The 19,262-nt window shown below is 60.7% G+C and carries 15 protein-coding genes, 1 tRNA gene and 1 riboswitch; of the genes, 4 read left to right on the top strand and 12 right to left on the bottom strand.

Annotation, left to right across the window (positions count from 1 at the left end):
• Positions 1 to 2 precede the first annotated feature (2 nt).
• From mobB to F3G95_RS07305, 8 genes are all read right to left on the bottom strand, one after another.
• Positions 3 to 521 (bottom strand): molybdopterin-guanine dinucleotide biosynthesis protein B, encoded by a 519-nt coding sequence (mobB, locus tag F3G95_RS07340; protein WP_149794438.1) that lies wholly within the window; start codon positions 519 to 521, stop codon positions 3 to 5.
• Entirely contained in the window at positions 511 to 1,749 is a 1,239-nt protein-coding gene (glp, locus tag F3G95_RS07335; RefSeq protein ID WP_149794437.1) for a gephyrin-like molybdotransferase Glp, read from the bottom strand. Before glp ends, mobB begins: the two co-directional genes overlap by 11 nt.
• Before the next feature lie 253 nt (positions 1,750 to 2,002).
• Positions 2,003 to 2,151: riboswitch (molybdenum cofactor riboswitch) on the bottom strand.
• 23 nt (positions 2,152 to 2,174) lie between these two features.
• Positions 2,175 to 3,092, bottom strand: a complete 918-nt coding sequence (locus F3G95_RS07330; protein ID WP_149794436.1) for a hypothetical protein — start codon at positions 3,090 to 3,092, stop codon at positions 2,175 to 2,177.
• A gap of 105 nt (positions 3,093 to 3,197) precedes the next feature.
• A complete protein-coding gene (locus tag F3G95_RS07325; RefSeq protein ID WP_149794435.1) occupies positions 3,198 to 5,363 on the bottom strand; it encodes an aldehyde ferredoxin oxidoreductase N-terminal domain-containing protein in 2,166 nt (721 codons plus the stop codon).
• A 12-nt stretch (positions 5,364 to 5,375) separates the two neighbouring features.
• Entirely contained in the window at positions 5,376 to 6,020 is a 645-nt protein-coding gene (locus F3G95_RS07320; protein ID WP_015565531.1) for a ferredoxin-like protein, read from the bottom strand.
• A gap of 22 nt (positions 6,021 to 6,042) precedes the next feature.
• Complete coding sequence (locus tag F3G95_RS07315) at positions 6,043 to 6,960, bottom strand: FMN-binding protein (RefSeq protein ID WP_149794434.1); 918 nt, start codon at positions 6,958 to 6,960, stop codon at positions 6,043 to 6,045.
• Positions 6,961 to 7,121: 161 nt separating this feature from the next.
• Entirely contained in the window at positions 7,122 to 7,886 is a 765-nt protein-coding gene (locus tag F3G95_RS07310; RefSeq protein ID WP_149794433.1) for a formate dehydrogenase accessory sulfurtransferase FdhD, read from the bottom strand.
• Between the two features lie 420 nt (positions 7,887 to 8,306).
• A tRNA-Leu gene (locus tag F3G95_RS07305) sits at positions 8,307 to 8,390 on the bottom strand.
• A gap of 231 nt (positions 8,391 to 8,621) precedes the next feature.
• On the opposite strand from F3G95_RS07305, the gene F3G95_RS07300 reads away from it, so the two are divergent.
• Both F3G95_RS07300 and F3G95_RS07295 read left to right on the top strand, forming a co-directional pair.
• On the top strand, positions 8,622 to 8,996 hold the full coding sequence (locus F3G95_RS07300; protein ID WP_149794432.1) for a DUF3592 domain-containing protein: 375 nt from the start codon (positions 8,622 to 8,624) through the stop codon (positions 8,994 to 8,996).
• Positions 8,997 to 9,011: 15 nt separating this feature from the next.
• The gene (locus F3G95_RS07295) at positions 9,012 to 9,965 is read left to right on the top strand and encodes an FKBP-type peptidylprolyl isomerase (RefSeq protein WP_149794431.1); all 954 of its coding nucleotides are present in this window, start codon (positions 9,012 to 9,014) and stop codon (positions 9,963 to 9,965) included.
• Positions 9,966 to 10,239: 274 nt separating this feature from the next.
• Here the strand turns inward: F3G95_RS07295 and F3G95_RS07290 are convergent, their stop codons facing one another.
• From F3G95_RS07290 to F3G95_RS07280, 3 genes are all read right to left on the bottom strand, one after another.
• Positions 10,240 to 11,583 (bottom strand): MATE family efflux transporter, encoded by a 1,344-nt coding sequence (locus F3G95_RS07290; RefSeq protein ID WP_149794430.1) that lies wholly within the window; start codon positions 11,581 to 11,583, stop codon positions 10,240 to 10,242.
• A gap of 232 nt (positions 11,584 to 11,815) precedes the next feature.
• Positions 11,816 to 13,591 carry an ABC transporter ATP-binding protein gene (locus F3G95_RS07285; protein ID WP_149794429.1) on the bottom strand — a complete coding sequence of 592 codons (1,776 nt, stop codon included), beginning with the start codon at positions 13,589 to 13,591 and terminating at the stop codon, positions 11,816 to 11,818.
• Positions 13,588 to 15,327, bottom strand: coding sequence for an ABC transporter ATP-binding protein (locus F3G95_RS07280; RefSeq protein ID WP_347562905.1), 1,740 nt, complete (start codon positions 15,325 to 15,327; stop codon positions 13,588 to 13,590). Before F3G95_RS07280 ends, F3G95_RS07285 begins: the two co-directional genes overlap by 4 nt.
• A gap of 190 nt (positions 15,328 to 15,517) precedes the next feature.
• On the opposite strand from F3G95_RS07280, the gene F3G95_RS07275 reads away from it, so the two are divergent.
• Positions 15,518 to 16,573, top strand: coding sequence for an SseB family protein (locus F3G95_RS07275; RefSeq protein ID WP_243130312.1), 1,056 nt, complete (start codon positions 15,518 to 15,520; stop codon positions 16,571 to 16,573).
• Between the two features lie 106 nt (positions 16,574 to 16,679).
• The gene (gene dnaK, locus F3G95_RS07270) at positions 16,680 to 18,494 is read left to right on the top strand and encodes a molecular chaperone DnaK (RefSeq protein WP_149794426.1); all 1,815 of its coding nucleotides are present in this window, start codon (positions 16,680 to 16,682) and stop codon (positions 18,492 to 18,494) included.
• 93 nt (positions 18,495 to 18,587) lie between these two features.
• Here dnaK and F3G95_RS07265 read toward each other — a convergent pair whose 3' ends face one another.
• Positions 18,588 to 19,217 (bottom strand): transcriptional regulator, IclR family protein, encoded by a 630-nt coding sequence (locus F3G95_RS07265; protein ID WP_149794425.1) that lies wholly within the window; start codon positions 19,215 to 19,217, stop codon positions 18,588 to 18,590.
• Positions 19,218 to 19,262: the final 45 nt, after the last annotated feature.

The following is a 19,262-nucleotide window of genomic DNA, read 5'->3' as shown; positions in this document are numbered from 1 at the left end:
CCTTACAGGCCCGGCATCTGGGCAACGAGCCAGTCGGCCAGAGCCTGCGCATCTTCCAATCCAAAATCTGCCCCCGGAATGTCTCCCACCACCGCCAGCGGCTGGAAAGACACCGGTGTGTCCGAAATTTCTTTGCGGACAACTTCGATTTTCGGCCAGCCGCTGTCCTTGAAGCCTTCCAGCAGCACCAGATCATAGCCGTGGCGCTCGAAGAGCGCCAGCAAGTCCTGCTCCGTCAGGCGGAACATCTCGGTCAGCAGATAGCGCTGGCCGGAGTAGACCGCCACCCCCTCGGCCCCCGCTTCCCGCAGACGGTAGCTGTCGGTGCCGGGGACATCGGGCGTAAAATCGTGGCCGTCGTGCTTGATAATGCCCACTTTCAGCCCCCGGCTGCGCAGGGCAGGCAGAAGCTTTTCCAGCAGCGTCGTCTTGCCGCTGTTGTGCAGGCCGCTGACGGCCAGCACCGCCGGGCGCTTGAGTTCGATCTCCTGGGCCAGAGCCTCTTTCTGTTCACTGTACAAAACTGAGCACCTCCACTTCTTCGCCCGGAGTCACCGGGCCGCTGCCCGCGGGCAGTTCAACGAGACAGTTGCAGCCGATCATGGCAGAAAGGCTGCCGGACGAGTGGGCTTCGGCGTTGCCCTCGCCGGGGATGGTCACGCTGCCGCCCATGGCCTTTGCCCGCAGATAGCGGTTCCCCTTGCTGGACTTCGAGAAGCCCGTGGTCAGGGTGCGGGTGGTGCGGGGAAGGATGCAGCTTTCCTCGCAGCGCCCCGCCGCCCGCAAAAGAGCCGGGATGGCGTATTGTTCCAGCGTGGCGGCGGCGGCAAAGGGGTTGCCGGAGAGACAGAACACCAGCTTGCCGTCAATTTTTCCGGCCAGCATGGGGCTTCCGGGCTTCTGGGCCACGCCTGCAAAGAGGATGTCCGCATTCAGCTGTTCCAGCACAGCGGGCAGATAGTCTTTCTGCCCCACCGAGACGCCGCCGCTGGTGATGACGGCATCGAACTCCGCCAGCAGTTCCCGCATCTCACGGGCGATCTCCTCCGGGTCGTCAGAGCAGTGCCGACGGTTTACCGCAAAGCCCAGCTGCCGCAGGCGGGCGGCGTTCTGGACGCCGTTGGCGTCGTAAATTTTGCCGGGCGTCCAAGCCTCGCCCGGAGCTAAAAGCTCGCTTCCGGTGGCCAGAACGCCCACGGTCAGCGTCTTGTAAACGGGGACTTCAGCGTATCCCTGCCCGGCCAGCACGCCGAGATGGGCGGGGGAGAGTACCGTACCGGCCTCAGCGATGACAGCACCGGCGGCGATGTCTCCGCCCCGGAATACCACGTTCTGCTGGGGCTTCATGGCGGCATAGAGCTGTACCGTCTCCTCGCCGCTGTCGGTCAGCTCCTGCATCAGCACACAGTCTGCGCCCTCGGGCAGGGGTGCGCCGGTCATGATGCGGGCCGCACAGCCCACAGGCAGGGGCGAAGCGGGGGCATCTCCGGCGTAGAGCTTCATGGTCACGGGCAGGGTGACGGGTGTTTCGCGGCTGGCACCGGCGGCGTCGACACTGTGCAGGGCGTAGCCGTCGAAGGGGCTGCGGTCAAAGGGCGGCTGGTCCATCCGGGCCGAAAGCGTCCCGGCGGCAATGCGGCCGCCCGCTTCGTCCAGCGGGACGGTCTCCGTCTCCGGCCTCGGCAGAGCCGCAGCGGCATCCAGCACGCGGCGCAGCGCCTCAGAGGGCGCGCAGAAAGGCTGTTTCATAAAAAATCCTCCAAATGCCCGGCCACACCCGGTCTGCTATGGCTCAGGCAGGGCGCAGCGGGGATCCATATAAAAAGGCAGGTTAAAAAGAAGCGGAGACGTCTTGATGAAAAATCAAAACGCCTCCGCAGAATATCCGCACATTCCGGCAAAGGGCAGCTTGCAGACTGCCCTGCCGATGGCGGCTCTCCGCTCCCTGCCGCTCTTGCAGTGGCGGCAGAGCATGAAAAGCCCCTGTGTGGATGGGAGGAGTTCTTTTTTTCAAATTGCAGCGTTTCTTCTGCGGGAAGGCGGCGGGGTTTCCCCCTCCACCCTTGAATGCCGGCTTATATAGCCCTTAGCATTGCGGCGCGGTGTCATGCCCGACGGTTTAGACACCTTTGCTCAAAGAAGCTCGTATACCCTATTTGATTGTGTGAGATGCTTTAGTCGGTCCACTCGTCCACGTCGCTGATGGCTTTTGCGTAGCGGCGGGTGAGGTGCTGGGTGGAGAAGAGGAACCGCTCGTTCTGGTTGTTGGTCAGCTCCTCGATGTCGGCGTACTCCGGCTTGCCCTGCATGGACTGCCACGTCTGCTCGATGGCTTCCTCTGTCAGATCGTAGGGCGAGCGGCGGAAGTACCGCAGCGGGGTGGCGCTGGGGTAGACGCGGGCGTTGAACCGCACCATCTCGGCCACCATGGCGCAGAGGTCCTTGTCCTCGATGAGCTGCGCGATCATGGCGTAGTTGTCGCTCATGTTGGCGCTGGAGTAGTAGTAGGCATCCTTTGCGCCGGCGCGGGACACGATATCTGCGCACTGGGGGTCTTCCGGCATCTGGGCCAGAAGCTCATCGGCGTTTTCCACCTCGCTCACCAGCAGGGCGTGGGATGTGACCAGCGCCGCCGCCGAGCGGGAGCGGATGTAACCCGCCAGCTCCTGTGCCGGGGTCAACTTGGGCAGCTCCGGCGCGGTGACGGTGGGCTGGTCGGCGTAGGGGTCGCCCTCTGCCTCCGGCGCAGCGGCCAGAAAATCCAGCAGCTGTTTTTTTTCGGCGGCGTCCGGTGCAGCCGTCTCTTCGGGAGCGGGCTGTGCCTCGGCCTGCTTTGCGGCCAGAGCATCCGTCTCCTTCTGCACGGCGGCAATGACGTCCTCGCCGAGCTTTGCGGCGCTGCCGTCGAACATACTGCCCGTTTCCTTCAGGCGGCGGGCAGTCTCGCTGGCCGCGTCGATGTCAAAGACCTCGGCCTTCGGCTTCTTTTTCGCGGCCATCTCTGCCTTCTGCAGGTCGAGGATGACCTGCTCAGGGTCGGAGGCGGCGTCCACCGTGGTGGTATAACCGGGTTTGCGTCTGCCAAACAGCATGATAGTTCCTCTCGTTTCTGTGAAGTTGTTTTTGTAAGCAGAGTGCATCGAACGGCAAAAAGACCGTTCGGGCGGTGTGCAATGCTTATGAAAACGGCTTCTTAATTACTGGGCAGCAGTCTCCTCAGCGGGAGTCTGGGCGTAGATGCCGCGTGCTTCCAGATCGTCGGCCATATCGCCGAGGTCGAACTTCTCCAGCGTCTCGCGGGTCGGCACACCGGTGGTCTTGTCCCAGCCGAAGATGTCATAGAACAGGTCTTTTGCCTTCTCCATGTCGGCGCGGTCCAGCTTGGTGGTGCCTTCCTCGAATGCCTTGAAGTCGGGTTCCTTGTCGAAGACCCAGTCGCAGATGGCGTCGTGCTCCTGACGGAGGTTTGCGCTGCCGCAGTTCTTCTGGAAGCTGATGGCGGTCATGGCGCGCAGCATCTGGGTGATGCGCTCGCCTGCCTCCTGCAGACCGGCCTGGGTGTAGGTCTCGCCGGTGACGGCGGTCATGAAATCTGCCTGCAGGTCCAGATCGCCGTGGTAGGCCCGCTCCTTGGAGGGAGACTGGGTCATGGGCCACATCCAGTTGCAGAGGGTGGCAGAGTCGTGGAAGTTCTTATCGTTGACGCAGTAAGCGGCCAGCTTTGCCTTGTTTTCGTTGATGGGCGTGTAGGCCTTGGCCTTGTCGTAGCAGCCCTCGCCGAAGAAGTCCTCCATGACCTTTTTGGTCACCTCGTAGGGTGCGCCGGAGCCGGTCTCGCAGACGATCTCGTGGATCATGCAGTCTCTATTATACACCAGATTGTACAGCATGCCAACCTGCCATGCCTCTGCGGGGCCGTGGTGGTTGGGGAAGCCGTTGTAGATCAGGTTGGAGTTGGTGGCACCGTCGGTGCGGTCCAGCCAGCTCTTGGGCAGGCCGAACTTTTCCATCATGGCCAGCGTACCCTTTGCGATGACGGACAGGTCGCCCTCGCCGTAAGCCATGCGGCGGATGAGCTCCACCTCCCAGCGGGGGTCACCGGCCTTTTCCCATGCCCAGGGCAGAGAGTCGTACTCTTCCTCGCTGATGTACTTGGTGGCTTCCTCACGGGGCATCCGCAGGATCCACAGCAGGTCACGGTTCAGGTTGCCGTAGTTGTCCCACAGGCCCATGTCATCGACGGCATGAGACCATGCCAGGTTGATGACCATGGTGCCGTCGCCCTCGTACTTGAAGTCGTGGACGCCGTCCGGGTAGACGCGGGTGCCGTACAGCACGGGCATACAGGTGTTGGAGTTGTGGGTGGGCAGGTCGTAATCGGCCAGCGGGTCCACATCATACTCGGTGTAGCAGCGGATGGGGCAGGAGGAGCAGCCGCCGTTCTTCACGGTGTACTCCGCAGCCGGTGCGCCGAAGTCGAAGTAGCCCTTGAAGCAGCGCAGCGCAATCTTGTTGATGTCGTTGTAGGGCTGCTCGCCGGTATCCACGGGGCCGCCGGGAGCCTTTTTCCACATACGGCCCGGTGCGCCGGACCAGCGGTTCTTGCCGGAGGTGGCGCTGTACTCGGCCCAGCTCTGGGGCTGTGCGGGGACGTTGTGGTTGTTGTTGCCGCCGATGAGGTTGCCCATCATGTAGTTGGACAGCTCCAGCACCTTCTTGGGGTCGGCCACCTTGACGCTGCCGGTGCCGCGGATGGCCAGGCCCTTCAGCTTCTTGTTGCCCATGGCAGCGCCCAGACCGGCGCCGCCGGAGTTGCCAAAGCTGGTGTTCAGGGTGGAGTAGTCCACCAGATTCTCACCGGCAGGGCCGATGGAAGCGGTCTCGAACTCACGGCCGTTCTGCTCCACCATCCACTTGTTGGACGCGAACGTACCCTTGCCCCAGATGTCAGAAGCATCCTCGAGGGAGACCTGGTCGTCCTCGATGCGCAGGTAGACGGGCTTTGTGGAGATGCCGGTGATGACGATGCCGTCCCAGCCCGCATACTTCAGCATGGGGCCGATGTGGCCGCCCATGTGGGCGTCGATGATGGAGCTGCCCTTGGACCAGGTGGAGCGGAAGGTGACGTTCATGCGGCCGGAGCAGGGCACGCCGGCACCGGTCAGGGGGCCGACGCCGAAGATGACCTGTGCCTTCTCGTCGTAGGGGTCGAGGTCCATGGGAGCTTCCTCATACATGATGCGGTAGGCCATGCCCATACCGCCGATATACTTATGGTACTTTGCGTCATCCTGCGTGGTGATCTCGCCAGTGGTCAGGTCAACGCGCAGGATCTTGCCTGCCCAGCCATAACTTTCAGCCATTGTTGTTCCTCCTTACAGGTCCATGTAGGCAGCCTGTGCTGCGCTGGTGACGGCATCCCAGTCCACGATGGACAGAGCGCCGGACGGGCAGCCTGCCACGCAGGCACCGCAGGCGATGCACTTGGACGACTTGCCGGTCTCGGGGTTGACGGTGGGCATATGCCAGGGGCAGGCCTCGTGGCAGGCGCCGCAGCCGATGCACTTGTCGGTGTCCACCACACGGATGCCCTGCTCGTTGGTCGTAATGGCCTTCTGGGGGCAGGCGTTGCCGCAGGCGGGGTCCTCGCACTGGCGGCAGGTATCCGGGAAGTAGACAAAGCAGTTGTCATTGCCGGACAGCAGGCCGTTGCCGGCACCGTCCAGATTCAGACGGCGCTGGATCTTCACGCGGCTGATGTAAGAGGAGCACACACCATCGTTGGTGAGGGTGCAGTTGATCTCGCAGCGCTGGCAGCCGGTACACAGGTCGGCGTTGACCACCAGCAGGCCCTGAGGCAGCGCCCAGGTAGCCACTGCGCCGCTGTCCACCTGCTTCTGCGAGCAGCCGAAGAGGGACAGCATGGATGCGGAGAGGGTGAGCCCTGCAAGGCTCTTGCCCGAGATCTTCATAAATTGACGGCGGGTCATGTCAGCCGTCAGAAAATCAGTTTTTGCCATAGGTTCCATTCCTCCGTTGAGGTCACTCTGCGCGGAGCACCTCAGTTACATAGAAATACGAGTTGTTGACGATGTTGGTGACGGCGGTCGAGGTGATGGTCGCGCCGGAAAGGGCGTCCACCTCGGTCAGGTCTGCGCTGACAGCGCCGGCACTGGTCTGCCCGGTGGTCAGTTCGGCCTGTGCCAGCTGATAAGCGGCCTGCTTTTCTGCGGACCAGTCCGCATAGGGCAGAGCCTGCTCCTCACCGTCCTGCGCACTCTTGCTCAGACCGGCAGCGTAGAGCTTGCGGCGTGCCACAGCCTCGGCGCTGGTATCCATCGGAGGGATCAGCTCGTCGGCCAGAGGCTCGCCGTTCAGTGCCGAGAGGGTCAGACCTGCTGCGTACATCCTGCGGGTGGCCTCGGCCTCGGGAGAGGTGTCGGACACGTTCCACTGCGCGGGGTCAAGATCCTCCGCAGCAGCGGGCTGCTCCTCCGCCGCACCGGCAGCGGCATAGGCGGCACCGGTAAGGGGGTCGGTCACAGTATAGCTTTTGCCTGCCAGCGTAAAGGGAGCTGCGCCCTGATACTGGGACGTGAACTCCGGGTTGACACACTGGCCGCCGAGGCTGTCCGTCTCTGCCTGCGAGAGGATCTCGACAGCGGAAACATTGCCCTCGGCGTCAAGGGTCACGGCAGCCTGCACATCGCTCTGGAAGCCCTTCTGAGAGCCCTCCACGCGATAGCTGCCGTTGTCGAGCTGGTACACTGCGCTGATGCCGTAGGCGGCTGCATCCGCCTCCGACACTGGCAGCAGGGTACCTGCAACCGTGGTGCGCGCGTGCTGCATTGCGATAAGACCTACCGCCATTGCGACTGTCGCAGCGCCCATGGCTGCGTAGCCCGGCAGCCGCTTGCGCCACAGCGGAACGGGCGCAAACGGGTTGGTTGCCTGCTTCATGTTATCACCTGCCTGTTTTTGGTCGTCCGGGAAAACTCCCAAACACGAAAATGACCGCTCTGCCTGCTGCAACAAGCGGAGCGGTCTCTTCGTTAATATATTATCACTCGGGCCGAAAGTAAGTCAACGCGAACCGTAAGCTTCCTTTGTTTTGTAACTTTTTATTTTGCACGTTCTTTCAAAGTTAAGGGGTGTTTCCGGCCGCACACGAATTGCAGGCCGTATTCTGCGGCCAGCTCCAGCGACTGGACGGTAGGCATGGTCTTGCTCACCAGTGCCGGAACGCCGGCCCGGATGGCTTTGCGCACCATATCCATCGGTACGCGGCCGCTGGTGTAGAGCACGCATTCGCTGAGGGGGACACCGGCCAGAAGCATGCTGCCCACGGCCTTGTCCAGCGCATTGTGGCGCCCGATGTCCTCGCAGGCGCAGAGGATGCGGCCCTCGTGCAGCACAAAGCAGCTGTGGACCGCATGGGTGGCCTGATAAAGCGGCAGGCCCGCGCTCATGGCGGCGGCGAGGGCGTCCACCCACTCCGGCTGCACGTCCAGATGCGGCACCGCGCGCAGCGGCTGCACTTCCACCGGACTGCCCAGCGCGACATTGTCGGTGCAGCAGCTGGAAACCTCCTGTGCCGCCGCGCGGCGGGCCGTCAGCGGGTGGTTCAGGTAGATGTTGACTTTCAAGCCTTCCGCACAGACGGCAATTTGTTCCACTTCCTCTGCGGAGGTGATCCATCCTTCGGTCAGCAGCCGCCCCAGCGCCAGCTGCGGCAGAAGCTGGGGTGTGCATACCACCCGGAAGGCCGGCTGTTCATTTACATAGATAACTGCGGCGTGTTCTGCTGGAATGGCCGCTTCCGTGCCGTCCGGCATCCGTACGTTTTCAAAGGTGGCTGCTGCGCCGAAGAGGTCGTTTATCTGCATGGGGGTCCTTTCTTTGTAAAAGCCGATGTTCAAGCCCTCTTATCCGCTGAGGATGTTTCCAGAAAGGCTTTATGTGAATATCGCTTCAACCAACGCGGTACAGGAGATTCTCCGGCAGCGGTAGTCCTCTTGTTAGACATTCCTAGGGGTTGGAAACCGCGGGCTAAGCAACAGCCCACTGGGCTGATTGCTTGCGGTGCTGCGCACCGCCTGACGGGTTGCGTTTACTGATTTTTCCGCAGCCCCTTGGCAGGGCTTTGAAAAATCAGAACGCGGCCCCAACAGCTCCTCCCTGTTTCAGCCGCAGGCTGCGGTCGTCGCTGTTGCTGTTCAAGTCCTCTTATCCGCTGATAGAAAGTTTCCAAAAGGACTACGGGTAAAAGAAAAACGACAGCCTTTTTGAAAGCTGTCGTTCAAGAGTGCGGATAAGAGGACTTGAACCTCCACCGAGTTGCCCCGATTAGAACCTGAATCTAACGCGTCTGCCAATTCCGCCATATCCGCATATTCTGTTTTGTTCGCTGCCGTTCGGCTCGGAACGATGTTTATTATACCACAGGTGCAAAGAAAGTCAAGCGTTTTCTGCAAAAATAGTACGACAAATTTTTTTGCGAAAATTGTTGCATTCCGTATAGGCCGAATGGGGCGAAAAATCCGGCGGAGTATGATACAATAAATATTACCCCTGCGGGGCAGCGGCCCGGCGGGACTATTTACGGAAGAGGGAAACTGCGAATGTTCAACATCATTATCTTTCTCATCGGTGCAGGCATCATGTTCTACATGGCATGGCGGAGCTGGTCGAGACGCCGCAAGCTCATGACCAGGGGCGAAAAGGTCGAGGCCGCTGTGGCAGGCACCGTCCAGAGCCGGGACGGCAAAGCCTACCTGTTGGAGTTCACCACTGCTGGCGGCACCCACCGCCTCCATTACCCCAAGTCTGCCAAGGGCAGAGAGCTTGCACAGGGGGCTGTCGTCACCCTTTATTATAACCCCGACGACCCCGCCGAGATGTACGTCGAGGGCGACAAGTCCGTCCTGGGTGCAGAGGTGCTGTATGTGGTGCTGGGCATCGTGCTGCTGGTGCTGATGGCCGGCATCGTCCGCTGAGAGGGGGAGAAGAAAATGAAACTCGAACATTTTGGCATGGCAGAACCCGGTGACTGCCGGGTGGTCTTTTCCGCCGCAGCAGAAGAGCTGGAAGCGGCGGTGCAGGCCGAAAAGGCGGCCCCGGACGCTCCGCAGGACGAGGACGACTTGCTGACGGCGGCGGTCAATCGGGCGATTCTGGAGGGTTTCTCGCCTCTGTTCGCCCAGCTGATGAAAGAAAACGATTTGCAGCCCGTCACCGACCTGGATTTTGAGCTTCTGGCCGTGAATCGGGCCGAGGGCTTCCGGGCGGGGGTGCAGTTCTTCTGCCTGCCGCCGCTGGAACTGGGAGAGTACACCGGCTTTACCCAGCCCATCCAGCCCCGGCCCATCCGGGAGCTGACCATCGAGCTTGAAATAAACCGCCGCCACGGTGACGAAGACCGCGCCGCCGACGCCGAGGGCAAGCGCGCCCTCCGCGCCAAGGTGACGCAGGACATCTACGCCCAGCGCTGCCAGCAGGCCCGCGCCGTGGCCGAACAGGCCCTCATCGCCCAGCTGGGTACACACGTCACCGGCCCGCTGCCCAAGCAGCTGGTGGCCGGCAACTACTTTGCCGAGCAGCGCCAGTTCAACCTGCGGATGCAGGCCAACGGCGTCAATTTCGACCAGTACTTAAAGGTGCAGGGCCAGACGGTGGAAGAATTTCGAGCCTGGCTCCACACCGAGGCCGAGCGCAAGCTGCGCAGCCGGATGGGTCTGCTGCTGGTGGCGCAGAAAGAAGGGCTCTGGCCGACGGAAGCCGAGGTGGATGACGAGCTTGCCCACTGGGACGCAAAGCGGGACGGGGAGCACACCTTCGCCTCCAACGACCGCCGCCGCGCCGCCCAGCGCATCGCATCCAGCCGCGCTGCTGCCTTTATTCTGGCTCACTCCACCCTCACACCGCCGCCTGCTGAGGCAACGGTGCTGAAAGCCGAAAACAGGTAAAAAAGAAACTATTGCCGACCCGCAAAAAATAAAACAGAGCAAACAAAAATGGGGCTGTTGCAAAATAGCCCCAACGAAAAAAATGAGATAGACTTCCCCGAAAGGGGCTGCCTATCTCATTTTTTGTTGTAAACTGAGGTTGTGAAAAAACAGATACAACAAGAACAGGATACAGGAAAGGGCGGCATCTACTCCACCCGAAAGCTGGAGCTTGCGTGCCACATGCTCTGTAAGTGAAACCCGTCAGAACAAAGCACCTCTCCACTGCATGAAATCATTGAGATACCGCTGCTTTATCCTCTGGCCACGATCTTCTGAGCGCCGCATAGGAAATAAGGAAGTTTGCAAGCCAACCTGCAGGGACTGCAAGCCAGACAAAAGCAATGCCAAAACGCGGCGCACAAATCAAAGCAACAGACAAGCGGATCGCAAGGTTTACCATATTTGCAATAAGAAACGGCCGCATGATTCCAAGTCCGCGAAGAACGCCATCAGTTGCCATCTTGATGCCCATGAAGATGAAAAAGTAACCAAGCCATCTCATATAATCACCGGACACCTGATAGGCCAACGCGGTTCCGTCTTTTCCCAGGAACAACGAGGAGATCTGTGTGTGCAGTGTTTCAATGACCACGAAAGCAAGAACTGCAAAGCATAGATCCAACACCAGTGCAGCATGATAACCTTTTTTGATACGCTCAATTTTCTTTGCGCCAAGATTCTGGGATACAAACGGCGAAACTGCATTGCCGATGGATACGAAGATCAGCGAAAAAACATTTTCTACCCGCATCGTTGCCGCATACCCGGCAAGTGCCTGTGTGCCGAAGGGATTTACCACTGCCTGCACGATCATCATACCAATAGACACGGTGGACTGCTGCAAAACCGATGGTACCGCAATGCGAAGCATGGAATACAGCTCCTGCCGGTCGAACCTGCTAAAGGAGCTCTTGTATTGCCGCATCCGAGACAGAAAGATCAAAAACGAAAACACGGCAGAAATTCCTTGTGCGATCAAGGTCGCAAGGGCTGCACCAAACACCCCCAGACCAAGACCAGCCACCATCCAGAGATCCATAAAAATATTCAGGATAGATGAGAAGATCAGCAGTCCCAACGGAATTTTGGATTCACCGATGGAAGTGAACATGGTGGAAAGAATGTTGTACATGAAGAGAAACGGGAAACCCACAAAGTAGACACGCAGATACAATACGGCTTCTTCCAATATATCGGCAGGGGTCTGTAATCCGCTCATCATGAAATGGGAAAAGCAAAAGCCAAAGACACCAAGGACAACGCTTAGGATCAAAAAGCTGATCAGGGACGTTGACACAATGGTTTTCATTCTACCATAATTTTTTGCACCAAAACAGCGGCTTACAAGCACACCTGCGCCCACACCAGCACCAAGCGCCACACAAATAAAAACATTGGTCAGTGCAGCACAAGCACCAACAGCCGCAAGTGCCGAGGAGCCAACAAATTGACCGACTATTATGGAATCGGCCATATTGTATACTTGTTGAAAAAAGCTGCCAAGGATCATCGGCATCGCAAAAACAGTCAGCGCTTTAAGGGGTGGATCTGTAATCAAATATTCATCTTTCGACACGATTATATTCCTTCCAAAAATCGTTTATCGCAAATTTTATCGCAAGCCAAGAAATTATAGCAGTTTGCGTTTTTAATGCACAAGCAACATCCGCAAACTGCATATCGCAAATATGCTATTTTGATAGGCACTATTTTTGAAAATTGCGATAGTGCAGCATTCAAACGGCATCTTTGCGATATGCAATCCACCGCTGCTGCATTAAAAAGTTGAATTGCTATCAGTTGAAGCGTTAAGTCTCCACACCCTCGAACTGGCTGTTGTAGAGCTTGGCGTAGAAGCCGCCCTGCGCCAGCAGGGTATCGTGGTCGCCCTGCTCCACGATGTGGCCGTCCTTCATCACGAGGATGACGTCGGCCTCCCGGATGGTGGAAAGGCGGTGTGCCACGATGAAGCTGGTGCGGCCCTGCATCATCCGGGCAAAGGCTGCCTGGATACGCACCTCGGTGCGGGTGTCGATGGAGGAGGTGGCCTCGTCCAGAATCAGCATCGGGGGCAGACAGAGCATCACGCGGGCGATGCAGAGCAGCTGCTTCTGGCCCTGGCTGATGTTGCCGCCGTCCTCGGCGATGACGGTGTCGTAGCCCTCGGGCAGGCGGCGGATGAAGCTGTCGGCGTGGGCAGCCTTGGCCGCTGCCACCACCTCGTCGAGGGGGGCGTCCGGCTTGCCGTAGGCGATGTTCTCCCGCACGGTGCCGGCCCGAAGCCAGGTATCCTGCAACACCATGCCGTAGCTGCCGCGCAGGGAGGCGCGGGTCACGTCCCGGATGTCGGTGCCGGAGACTTTGATGGAGCCGCCGTTGACATCATAGAACCGCATGAGCAGGTTGATGAGGGTGGTCTTGCCGCAGCCGGTGGGGCCGACGATGGCGATGCGCTGGCCGGGCTTGACGTCCAGAGACAGGCCCTCGATGAGCGGGCGGTCGGGCAGATAGCGGAAGGAGACGTCCTCGATCTGGACGTGGCCGTCCGGCACGAGCTTTGCGGCGTTCTCCGCTTCGGGGGTCTGGTCTTCAGCGTCCAGCAGCTCGAACACGCGGGCCGCGCAGGCCAGAGCGTTCTGCAGCTCGGTCACGACGCCGGAAATTTCGTTGAAGGGCTTGGTGTACTGGTTGGCGTAGTTCAGGAAGATGCTCAGCTGGCCGATGGTGATGCCTCCGGCTACGGCATAGATCGCGCCCACGAGGCCGACGCCTGCGTAGACAATGTTGTTGACGAAGCGGGTGGCGGGGTTGGTCATGCTGGAGAAGAAGATGGCCTTCAGGCTCACGTTCTGCAGTCGGCCATTCACCTCGTCAAAAGCCTCGAGGCTCTGGGCCTCGTGGCCGAAGGCCTGCACGACCTTCTGACCCTCTATCATCTCGTTGACAAGGGCAGTCTGCTCGCCGCGCACGGTGCTCTGGCCCTGGAAATACTTGTAGCTGCGCTTTGCGAGGAAGCTGGCGACAACGAGGCTCAGGGGGGTGATGCAGACCACCACCAGCGTGATGGGGACGTTCTGCTGCAGCATGAAGAGCAGGGTGCCGAGGATGGTCAGCACACCCGAGAACAGCTGGGTGAAGCCCATCAGCAGGCCGTCCGCGAAGGTATCCACATCGGCCACCATCCGGCTCACGATGTCGCCGGATGGATGGCTGTCGAGGTAAGAGAGGGGAAGGGTCTGGATCTTCCGCATGGCGGCGTTGCGCAGGTCACGGCTGACTGCGAAGGTGATGCGGTTGTTGCAGACGCTCAGCAGCCACTGCGCAAAGGCGGCGACAACAGCCACCACGATGATTTCGTAGATGATGCGCAGCACGCCCGCGAAGTCCACGGCACCTTTGCCCAGCATCATGTCGATGGCGCTGCCGCAGAGGATGGGGATATACAGCTGAGCCGCCACGCTCACAGCGGCCACGATGAGGCTGCACACCACGAAGAAGCCGTAGGGCTTGATTTTCTGCAGCACCCGGGTCATGGTGGCCTTCTGCTGTTCAGGGGTCAGCTTGCTTTTTGCTTTTGCACTCATTTCTGCGCATCCCCTTTCTTGAACTGGCTCTCGTAAATTTCCTTGTAGACCGGGCAGCTTTCCAGCAGCTCGGCGTGACGGCCAAGGCCCACCATGCGGCCATCGTCCAGCACGATGATCTGGTCGGCGTGCTGCAGGCTGGCGGCACGCTGGCTGACGATGAAGACGGTCAGATCGCCCGGCAGAGCGGCCAGAGCCTTGCGCAGGGCTGCGTCGGTGGCGTAGTCCAGTGCGCTGGCGCTGTCGTCGAGGATGAGGATGTCCGGCTTGCCTACGAGGGCGCGGGCGATGGTCAGACGCTGTTTCTGACCGCCGGAGAGGTTGCGTCCGCCCTGCTCCACCGGCTCGTCGAGGCCGAGGGGCTTGGCTTTCACGAACTCCGCAGCCTGTGCCGTTTCCAGCGCAGCCCAGAGGTCGGCGTCGGAGGCATTCTGGCTGCCCCAGAGCAGGTTGGAGCGGATGGTGCCGCCGAAGAGCTGGGCCTTCTGCATGACCACAGCCACCTTGCCGCGCAGGTCGGCGCGGGGGTACTGCCGGACCGGTCGGCCCATGATCTCCACACTGCCCTCGGTGGCGTCGTAGAAGCGGGGGATGAGGCTGATGAGGCTGGATTTGCCGCTGCCGGTGCCGCCGATGACGCCGATGGTCTGGCCGCGCTTGGCGGTGAAGCTGATGTCGGAGAGGCTGGGTGCGCCTGCGCCCTTGTAGGTCAGGCTCACATGGTCGAAACGGACGGCGTCGCCGGCCTTTTCCGCCGGAACATTGCCGGTGAGCTGGGCCGGGAACTCCATGCCGGGCTTGGTGTCCAGAACCGCCTGCACACGGCCTGCACAGGCCAGAGCCTTGCTCACCTGAACGATGAGGTTGGCCAGCTTGACCAGCTCGACCAGGATCTGGTTCATGTAGTTGACCAGCGCGATGACGTCGCCGGAGGCCATGCCGCCGATGTTGATCTCGATGCTGCCTACATACAGCAGCGCCACGATGGCAAGGTTGATGATAACGTAGGTCAGCGGGTTCATCAGGGCGGAGATGTGGCCCACGTGGAGCTGCATTTGGGTCAGCAGCTCATTGGCGTCCTCGAAGCGGTCCACCTCGCTCTTTTCCTTGTCGAAGGCGCGGACGACGCGCACGCCGGTCAGGTTCTCGCGGGTGAGGCCCAGAACCCGGTCCAGGCGGGTCTGCACCGACTTATAAAGCGGACGGGTGATGACCATGACGCCGAAGACCACGACGCTCAGCAGCGGGATAGCCACCACGAAGATGAGGGCGGCGCGGAAGTTGACCGTAAAGGCCATGATCATGGCGCCGAACACCACGAAGGGGCTGCGCAGGAACAGACGGAGGAAGAGGTTCAATCCGCTCTGCACCTGATTGACGTCGCTGGTCATCCGGGTGATGAGGGTGCTGGTGCCCATGGTGTCCATCTCGGAAAAGCTCAGCGTCTGGATGTGTTCAAACAGCGCATGACGCAGACCGGTGGAGTAACCCACGGCGGCTTTGGCCGAGAAGTATTGGGCCGTCAGGCTGCACGCGAGGCCGACGATGGCCAGAAGCAGCAGGATGCCGCACCGCACGAGGATGTAGTGGAAATCGTGGGCCGCGATACCCACGTTGACGATGTCGGCCATCACAAGCGGCACGAACAGGTCAAACGTAGCTTCCAGCATCTTGAAAAGCGGTGCAAGCACGCTCTCGCGCTTGTAGTCGCTGAGATAGCGAAGCATTTTGTTCAAGGCTCGATACTCCCTTTCTTTCATACATTTAGTCGAGACGCTCCTTATTATAACGCACTCCCAACAGGAATGCTATGTTTTTTGCCAAAGAAAACCGGCTCTGGAAGCAGATTTCGGCTCCGGAGATTGAGAAAACCGGAAAATCCTGCTATACTGGAAGGGAATCTCAACGGAAAGAATGGTGGATGCAATGGCAAAAGATGGTGCGGCACGGCTGCGGCTGCGCCCGGTGGGCGCGGCAGACCGCAAAAAGCTGCCGGAATACGGGCCGCTGGGGACGGGCTGTCCGGCGATAGAGCGGGCTGTGGCAGCGCTCTATAAGGGCCAGAACGAGGAGAGCTTCTGGGCGCTGATGAACGCCATCAACTATGCCCTCGAGCTGGACACCAGGGTTCTGGTGCCGCTGGAAGCTGCGTCCGACCAGCCGGACGGGGCCGCCCCGTGGGCGGAGCATCCTGTCCCGGCGGAGAAAGCGAAAGACCTGCAGCCCTGGACTCTGCGCACCCAGAAGGGCCGGTGCTACCTGCCGGTGTTCACCTCAGTGAAGATGGCAGAGGCCGATAAAGGCACGGCCAGCCGCCCCATGGCGGAACAGCTTCTGGCTTCCGCCATGCAGATGGCGCTGGACTCGGACAGCATCGACGGCGTGGTCATCGACCCGTGGACCAGCTCTGCCACGCTGGACTGCTCGCTTTTGAACGGTCTGCTCCACGCCAGCCACGACACCGATGAGCCGGGCGAAGCGGAGCTGCGGGCCGGCAACCATGCCATGGCCGAGGAACGCTGGGACGACGCGATGCACTATTATCAGCTCTCTGCCGAAGAGGGCTGCGCCGAGGGCCTTGCCATGATGGGCGAGATGCTCTACGAGGGCCGGGGCTGCCGAAAGAGCCCTGCACAGGCCCGCAAATTCTGGAAAAAAGCTGCCGACGCCGGCGATGTGGCCGCATGGGTGGCGCTGGGCGATGATGCCATGGTGCAGGGAAAAGGGGCCGGTGCGGCTCTGCGGGCCTACCGCAAGGCCCAGAAGCTCTGCGCCTCCACCCCCGACATCGCCTATATGCCGCAGGTCTGCCTGCGGGTGGCCCAGTATGAGACCCAGTATATCTCCCGCAAAAAGGCGCTGGCTCAGCTGGCTGAGGCGAAGCAGGGCTTCCTCGTCCGCAAAGAAGAGGGGGACGAGACGGCCCAGAGCTGGCTGGACGAGACGGAGGCCGTCATCCGCCAGCTGCTCGAGAGAGAATGAGCGGAAACACAAAATCTTTACAAATGCTCTAAGAAATCGTCATACGGAACCGATATGATATTGAAGGAAAAATATGCGCGTCGCAAAAACAGAGAGGACGACCAGAATGAGCAAAGTGATCGGTATTGACCTTGGCACCACGAACAGCTGCGTGGCAGTGGTGGAGGGCGGCAAGCCCGTCGTCATCACCAACGCAGAGGGAGAACGCACCACCCCCAGCGTGGTGGCGTTCACCAAAGACGGCGAGCGTCTGGTGGGCGGCGCGGCAAAGCGCCAGCTTGCCACCAACTCCGGCCGGACGGTGTCCAGCATCAAGCGGCATATGGGCAGCGACTACCGCGTCCACATCGACGGCAAAGACCTGACTCCGCAGGAGATCAGTGCCATGATACTGACCAAGATTCGCCGCGACGCCGAGAGCTACCTGGGTGAGCCGGTGACGGAGGCCGTCATCACCGTCCCCGCTTACTTTGACGACAGCCAGCGCAAGGCCACCCAGGATGCGGGCCGCATCGCAGGCCTGAACGTCCTGCGCATCATCAATGAGCCTACCGCCGCCGCTGTGGCCTACGGCCTTGACAACGAAGCGCCCCAGAAGATCCTGGTCTACGACCTCGGCGGCGGCACCTTTGACGTCTCCATCATCGAGATCGAAGACGGCACCTTTACAGTGCTGGCCACCGGCGGCGATACCCGCCTCGGCGGCGACGACTTCGACCAGCGCATCGTGGAATACGCCGTGGCAGAGTTCAAGAAATCGGACCGCATCGACCTCTCCCGCGACCCCGCCGCCATGGGACGCCTGAAAGAAGAGGCCGAAAAGGCCAAGAAAGAGCTGTCCAGCGCCCTCTCGGCCCAGCTCAATCTGCCCTTCATCGCTGTGGGCAAGGACGGCCCCCACCACCTGGATCTGACCATCTCCCGCCCCCAGTTCGAGATGATGACCGGCGACCTGCTGGCACGGACGGTGGCCCCGGTGCAGAACGCACTGCGGGATGCCGGCATCTCGGCCTCGCAGCTGGGCAAAGTCCTTCTCGTCGGCGGCAGCACCCGGATGCCTGCCGTCGAGCGTCAGGTGAAGGAACTGCTGGGCTGTGAACCGAGCCACAGCCTCAACCCCGACGAATGCGTGGCGATGGGTGCCGCTGTGCAGGGCGGTCTGCTGCAGGGCGGCGGCAAGCTGGCTGGCGCTTCCGGTGCAGCGGCGCAGGGCCTTGTGCTGATGGACGTCACCCCGCTGACCCTCTCCATCGAGACACTGGGCGGCGTGGCGACCCCCCTCATCACCCGCAACAGCATGATACCCACCCGCAAGAGCCAGATCTTCACCACGGCCCGCCCCATGCAGACCAGTGTGGAGATCAACGTCCTGCAGGGTGAGCGGCATTTCGCCCGCGACAATAAGAGCCTCGGCAAGTTCAAGCTGAACGGCATCCGGGCCAGCTTCTCGTCCAAGCCCCAAATCGAAGTCACCTTTGATATTGACGTCAACGGCGTCGTGAAAGTCTCGGCCAAAGACCTCGGCACCGGCCGGGAGCAGAACATCACCATCACCGGCAGCACCAACCTCTCGGAGAATGAGATCCAGCGCGCCATGGCCGACGCGGCTGCCTACGAGGCCGAGGACAGCCGCCGCAAAGAGCGGCTTGATCTCCACAATCAGGCCGAGGTGCTGGCCTACAAGGTAGACGAGGCTCTCTCCAAGTGCAAGAAGGAGCTGGACAAGGAGGAGAAGAACCGCATCAAAGCCGATGTGGCCAACCTCCGCCGCTGCCTGCGGAAGGATAAGCCCGAAAAGATGAACGAGACGGAAGAAGCGAACCTCCGTCAGGCCAAGAGCCAGCTCGAAGCATCCGCAAACCACCTGATGGTGCTCTATGCATCGGAGCAGAGCGAGAACGGCTCGGACGGGACCATTTGATAAACAGTAAGACCCCCGCTGCGTTTGCAGCGGGGGTCTTTTGCGTCTGAGGGAAAAGTATCTATGGAAAACAAAGAGGAGAGTGGGGAAAGCTTATCGGCCAACGATGAGGTCGCGGCGGCCGCGGAAGCCCACGGTGAGGTGAGCGCTGCTGCCGAGGTGGCGCAGAGTGACCCGGGTGCCGGGCTTCTGGCCCTGGCACAGCAGAGTCAGGTTCAGGGTGGTGGAAGTCTTGCCGGTCTTGAGCACCAGCGTGCTTACGCCCTGATTCATCAGGGTCTGCATGTCGAGGATGGTGGTGCGGAAGGTGGCGTTGTCATCGGGGGCGTCCAGCGTCAGCACGCGGCCTTCCTGACGGGCGGTGTAGAGCACCTGCTTGCCCAGCAGGCCCTTGACGGTGTAGCGGGCTTCGCTCTTCTCCACCGGCGTGTCAGAGGGCAGGGGAGTCTCGCCGGAGATCATCATCACGTTGCCCTGAATGGGGTTCTCCACCGGGGAAGCGTAGCCGCCGTAGTTGGGGTCTACCTCCCCCACCGGAACGTCAGAGTGGAGAGCGATGTCGCCCTGAACCATGACCTCGGACGACTGAGGGGGCAGATAACCGGCAACGGTCGCGTCCTCGGCGTCGGCAGCAAAGGCACCCACGCTCATGGCGGCGGTCATGGTCAGCAGAGCGGCAGCAGCGGCAGCGCGGCGGGCAGTGTTCTTGTTCAGCAGTCTCATAGTAGTATCCTCCTGTAGATGTAGGAAGTCAACCTCTCCGTCAGC

Origin of the sequence: Faecalibacterium sp. Marseille-P9312 (assembly GCF_902497445.1) — a bacterium.
Lineage (GTDB): Bacteria > Bacillota > Clostridia > Oscillospirales > Ruminococcaceae > Faecalibacterium > Faecalibacterium longum.
The sequence above is the reverse complement of the archived record's forward strand: the minus strand, read 5'-3'. Positions and strand labels throughout refer to the sequence as shown.

Excerpts from the sequence above, each read along its gene's own strand:
- dnaK (WP_149794426.1), top strand. The coding sequence starts at position 16,680 with ATGAGCAAAGTGATCGGTATTGACCTTGGCACCACGAACAGCTGCGTG.
- F3G95_RS07325 (WP_149794435.1), bottom strand. The coding sequence starts at position 5,363 with ATGGCTGAAAGTTATGGCTGGGCAGGCAAGATCCTGCGCGTTGACCTG.
- F3G95_RS07275 (WP_243130312.1), top strand. The coding sequence starts at position 15,518 with ATGGCAAAAGATGGTGCGGCACGGCTGCGGCTGCGCCCGGTGGGCGCG.
- F3G95_RS07295 (WP_149794431.1), top strand. The coding sequence starts at position 9,012 with ATGAAACTCGAACATTTTGGCATGGCAGAACCCGGTGACTGCCGGGTG.
- F3G95_RS07330 (WP_149794436.1), bottom strand. The coding sequence starts at position 3,092 with ATGCTGTTTGGCAGACGCAAACCCGGTTATACCACCACGGTGGACGCC.
- F3G95_RS07265 (WP_149794425.1), bottom strand. The coding sequence starts at position 19,217 with ATGAGACTGCTGAACAAGAACACTGCCCGCCGCGCTGCCGCTGCTGCC.
- F3G95_RS07315 (WP_149794434.1), bottom strand. The coding sequence starts at position 6,960 with ATGAAGCAGGCAACCAACCCGTTTGCGCCCGTTCCGCTGTGGCGCAAG.
- F3G95_RS07285 (WP_149794429.1), bottom strand. The coding sequence starts at position 13,591 with ATGAGTGCAAAAGCAAAAAGCAAGCTGACCCCTGAACAGCAGAAGGCC.
- F3G95_RS07310 (WP_149794433.1), bottom strand. The coding sequence starts at position 7,886 with ATGCAGATAAACGACCTCTTCGGCGCAGCAGCCACCTTTGAAAACGTA.
- F3G95_RS07320 (WP_015565531.1), bottom strand. The coding sequence starts at position 6,020 with ATGGCAAAAACTGATTTTCTGACGGCTGACATGACCCGCCGTCAATTT.
- glp (WP_149794437.1), bottom strand. The coding sequence starts at position 1,749 with ATGAAACAGCCTTTCTGCGCGCCCTCTGAGGCGCTGCGCCGCGTGCTG.
- F3G95_RS07300 (WP_149794432.1), top strand. The coding sequence starts at position 8,622 with ATGTTCAACATCATTATCTTTCTCATCGGTGCAGGCATCATGTTCTAC.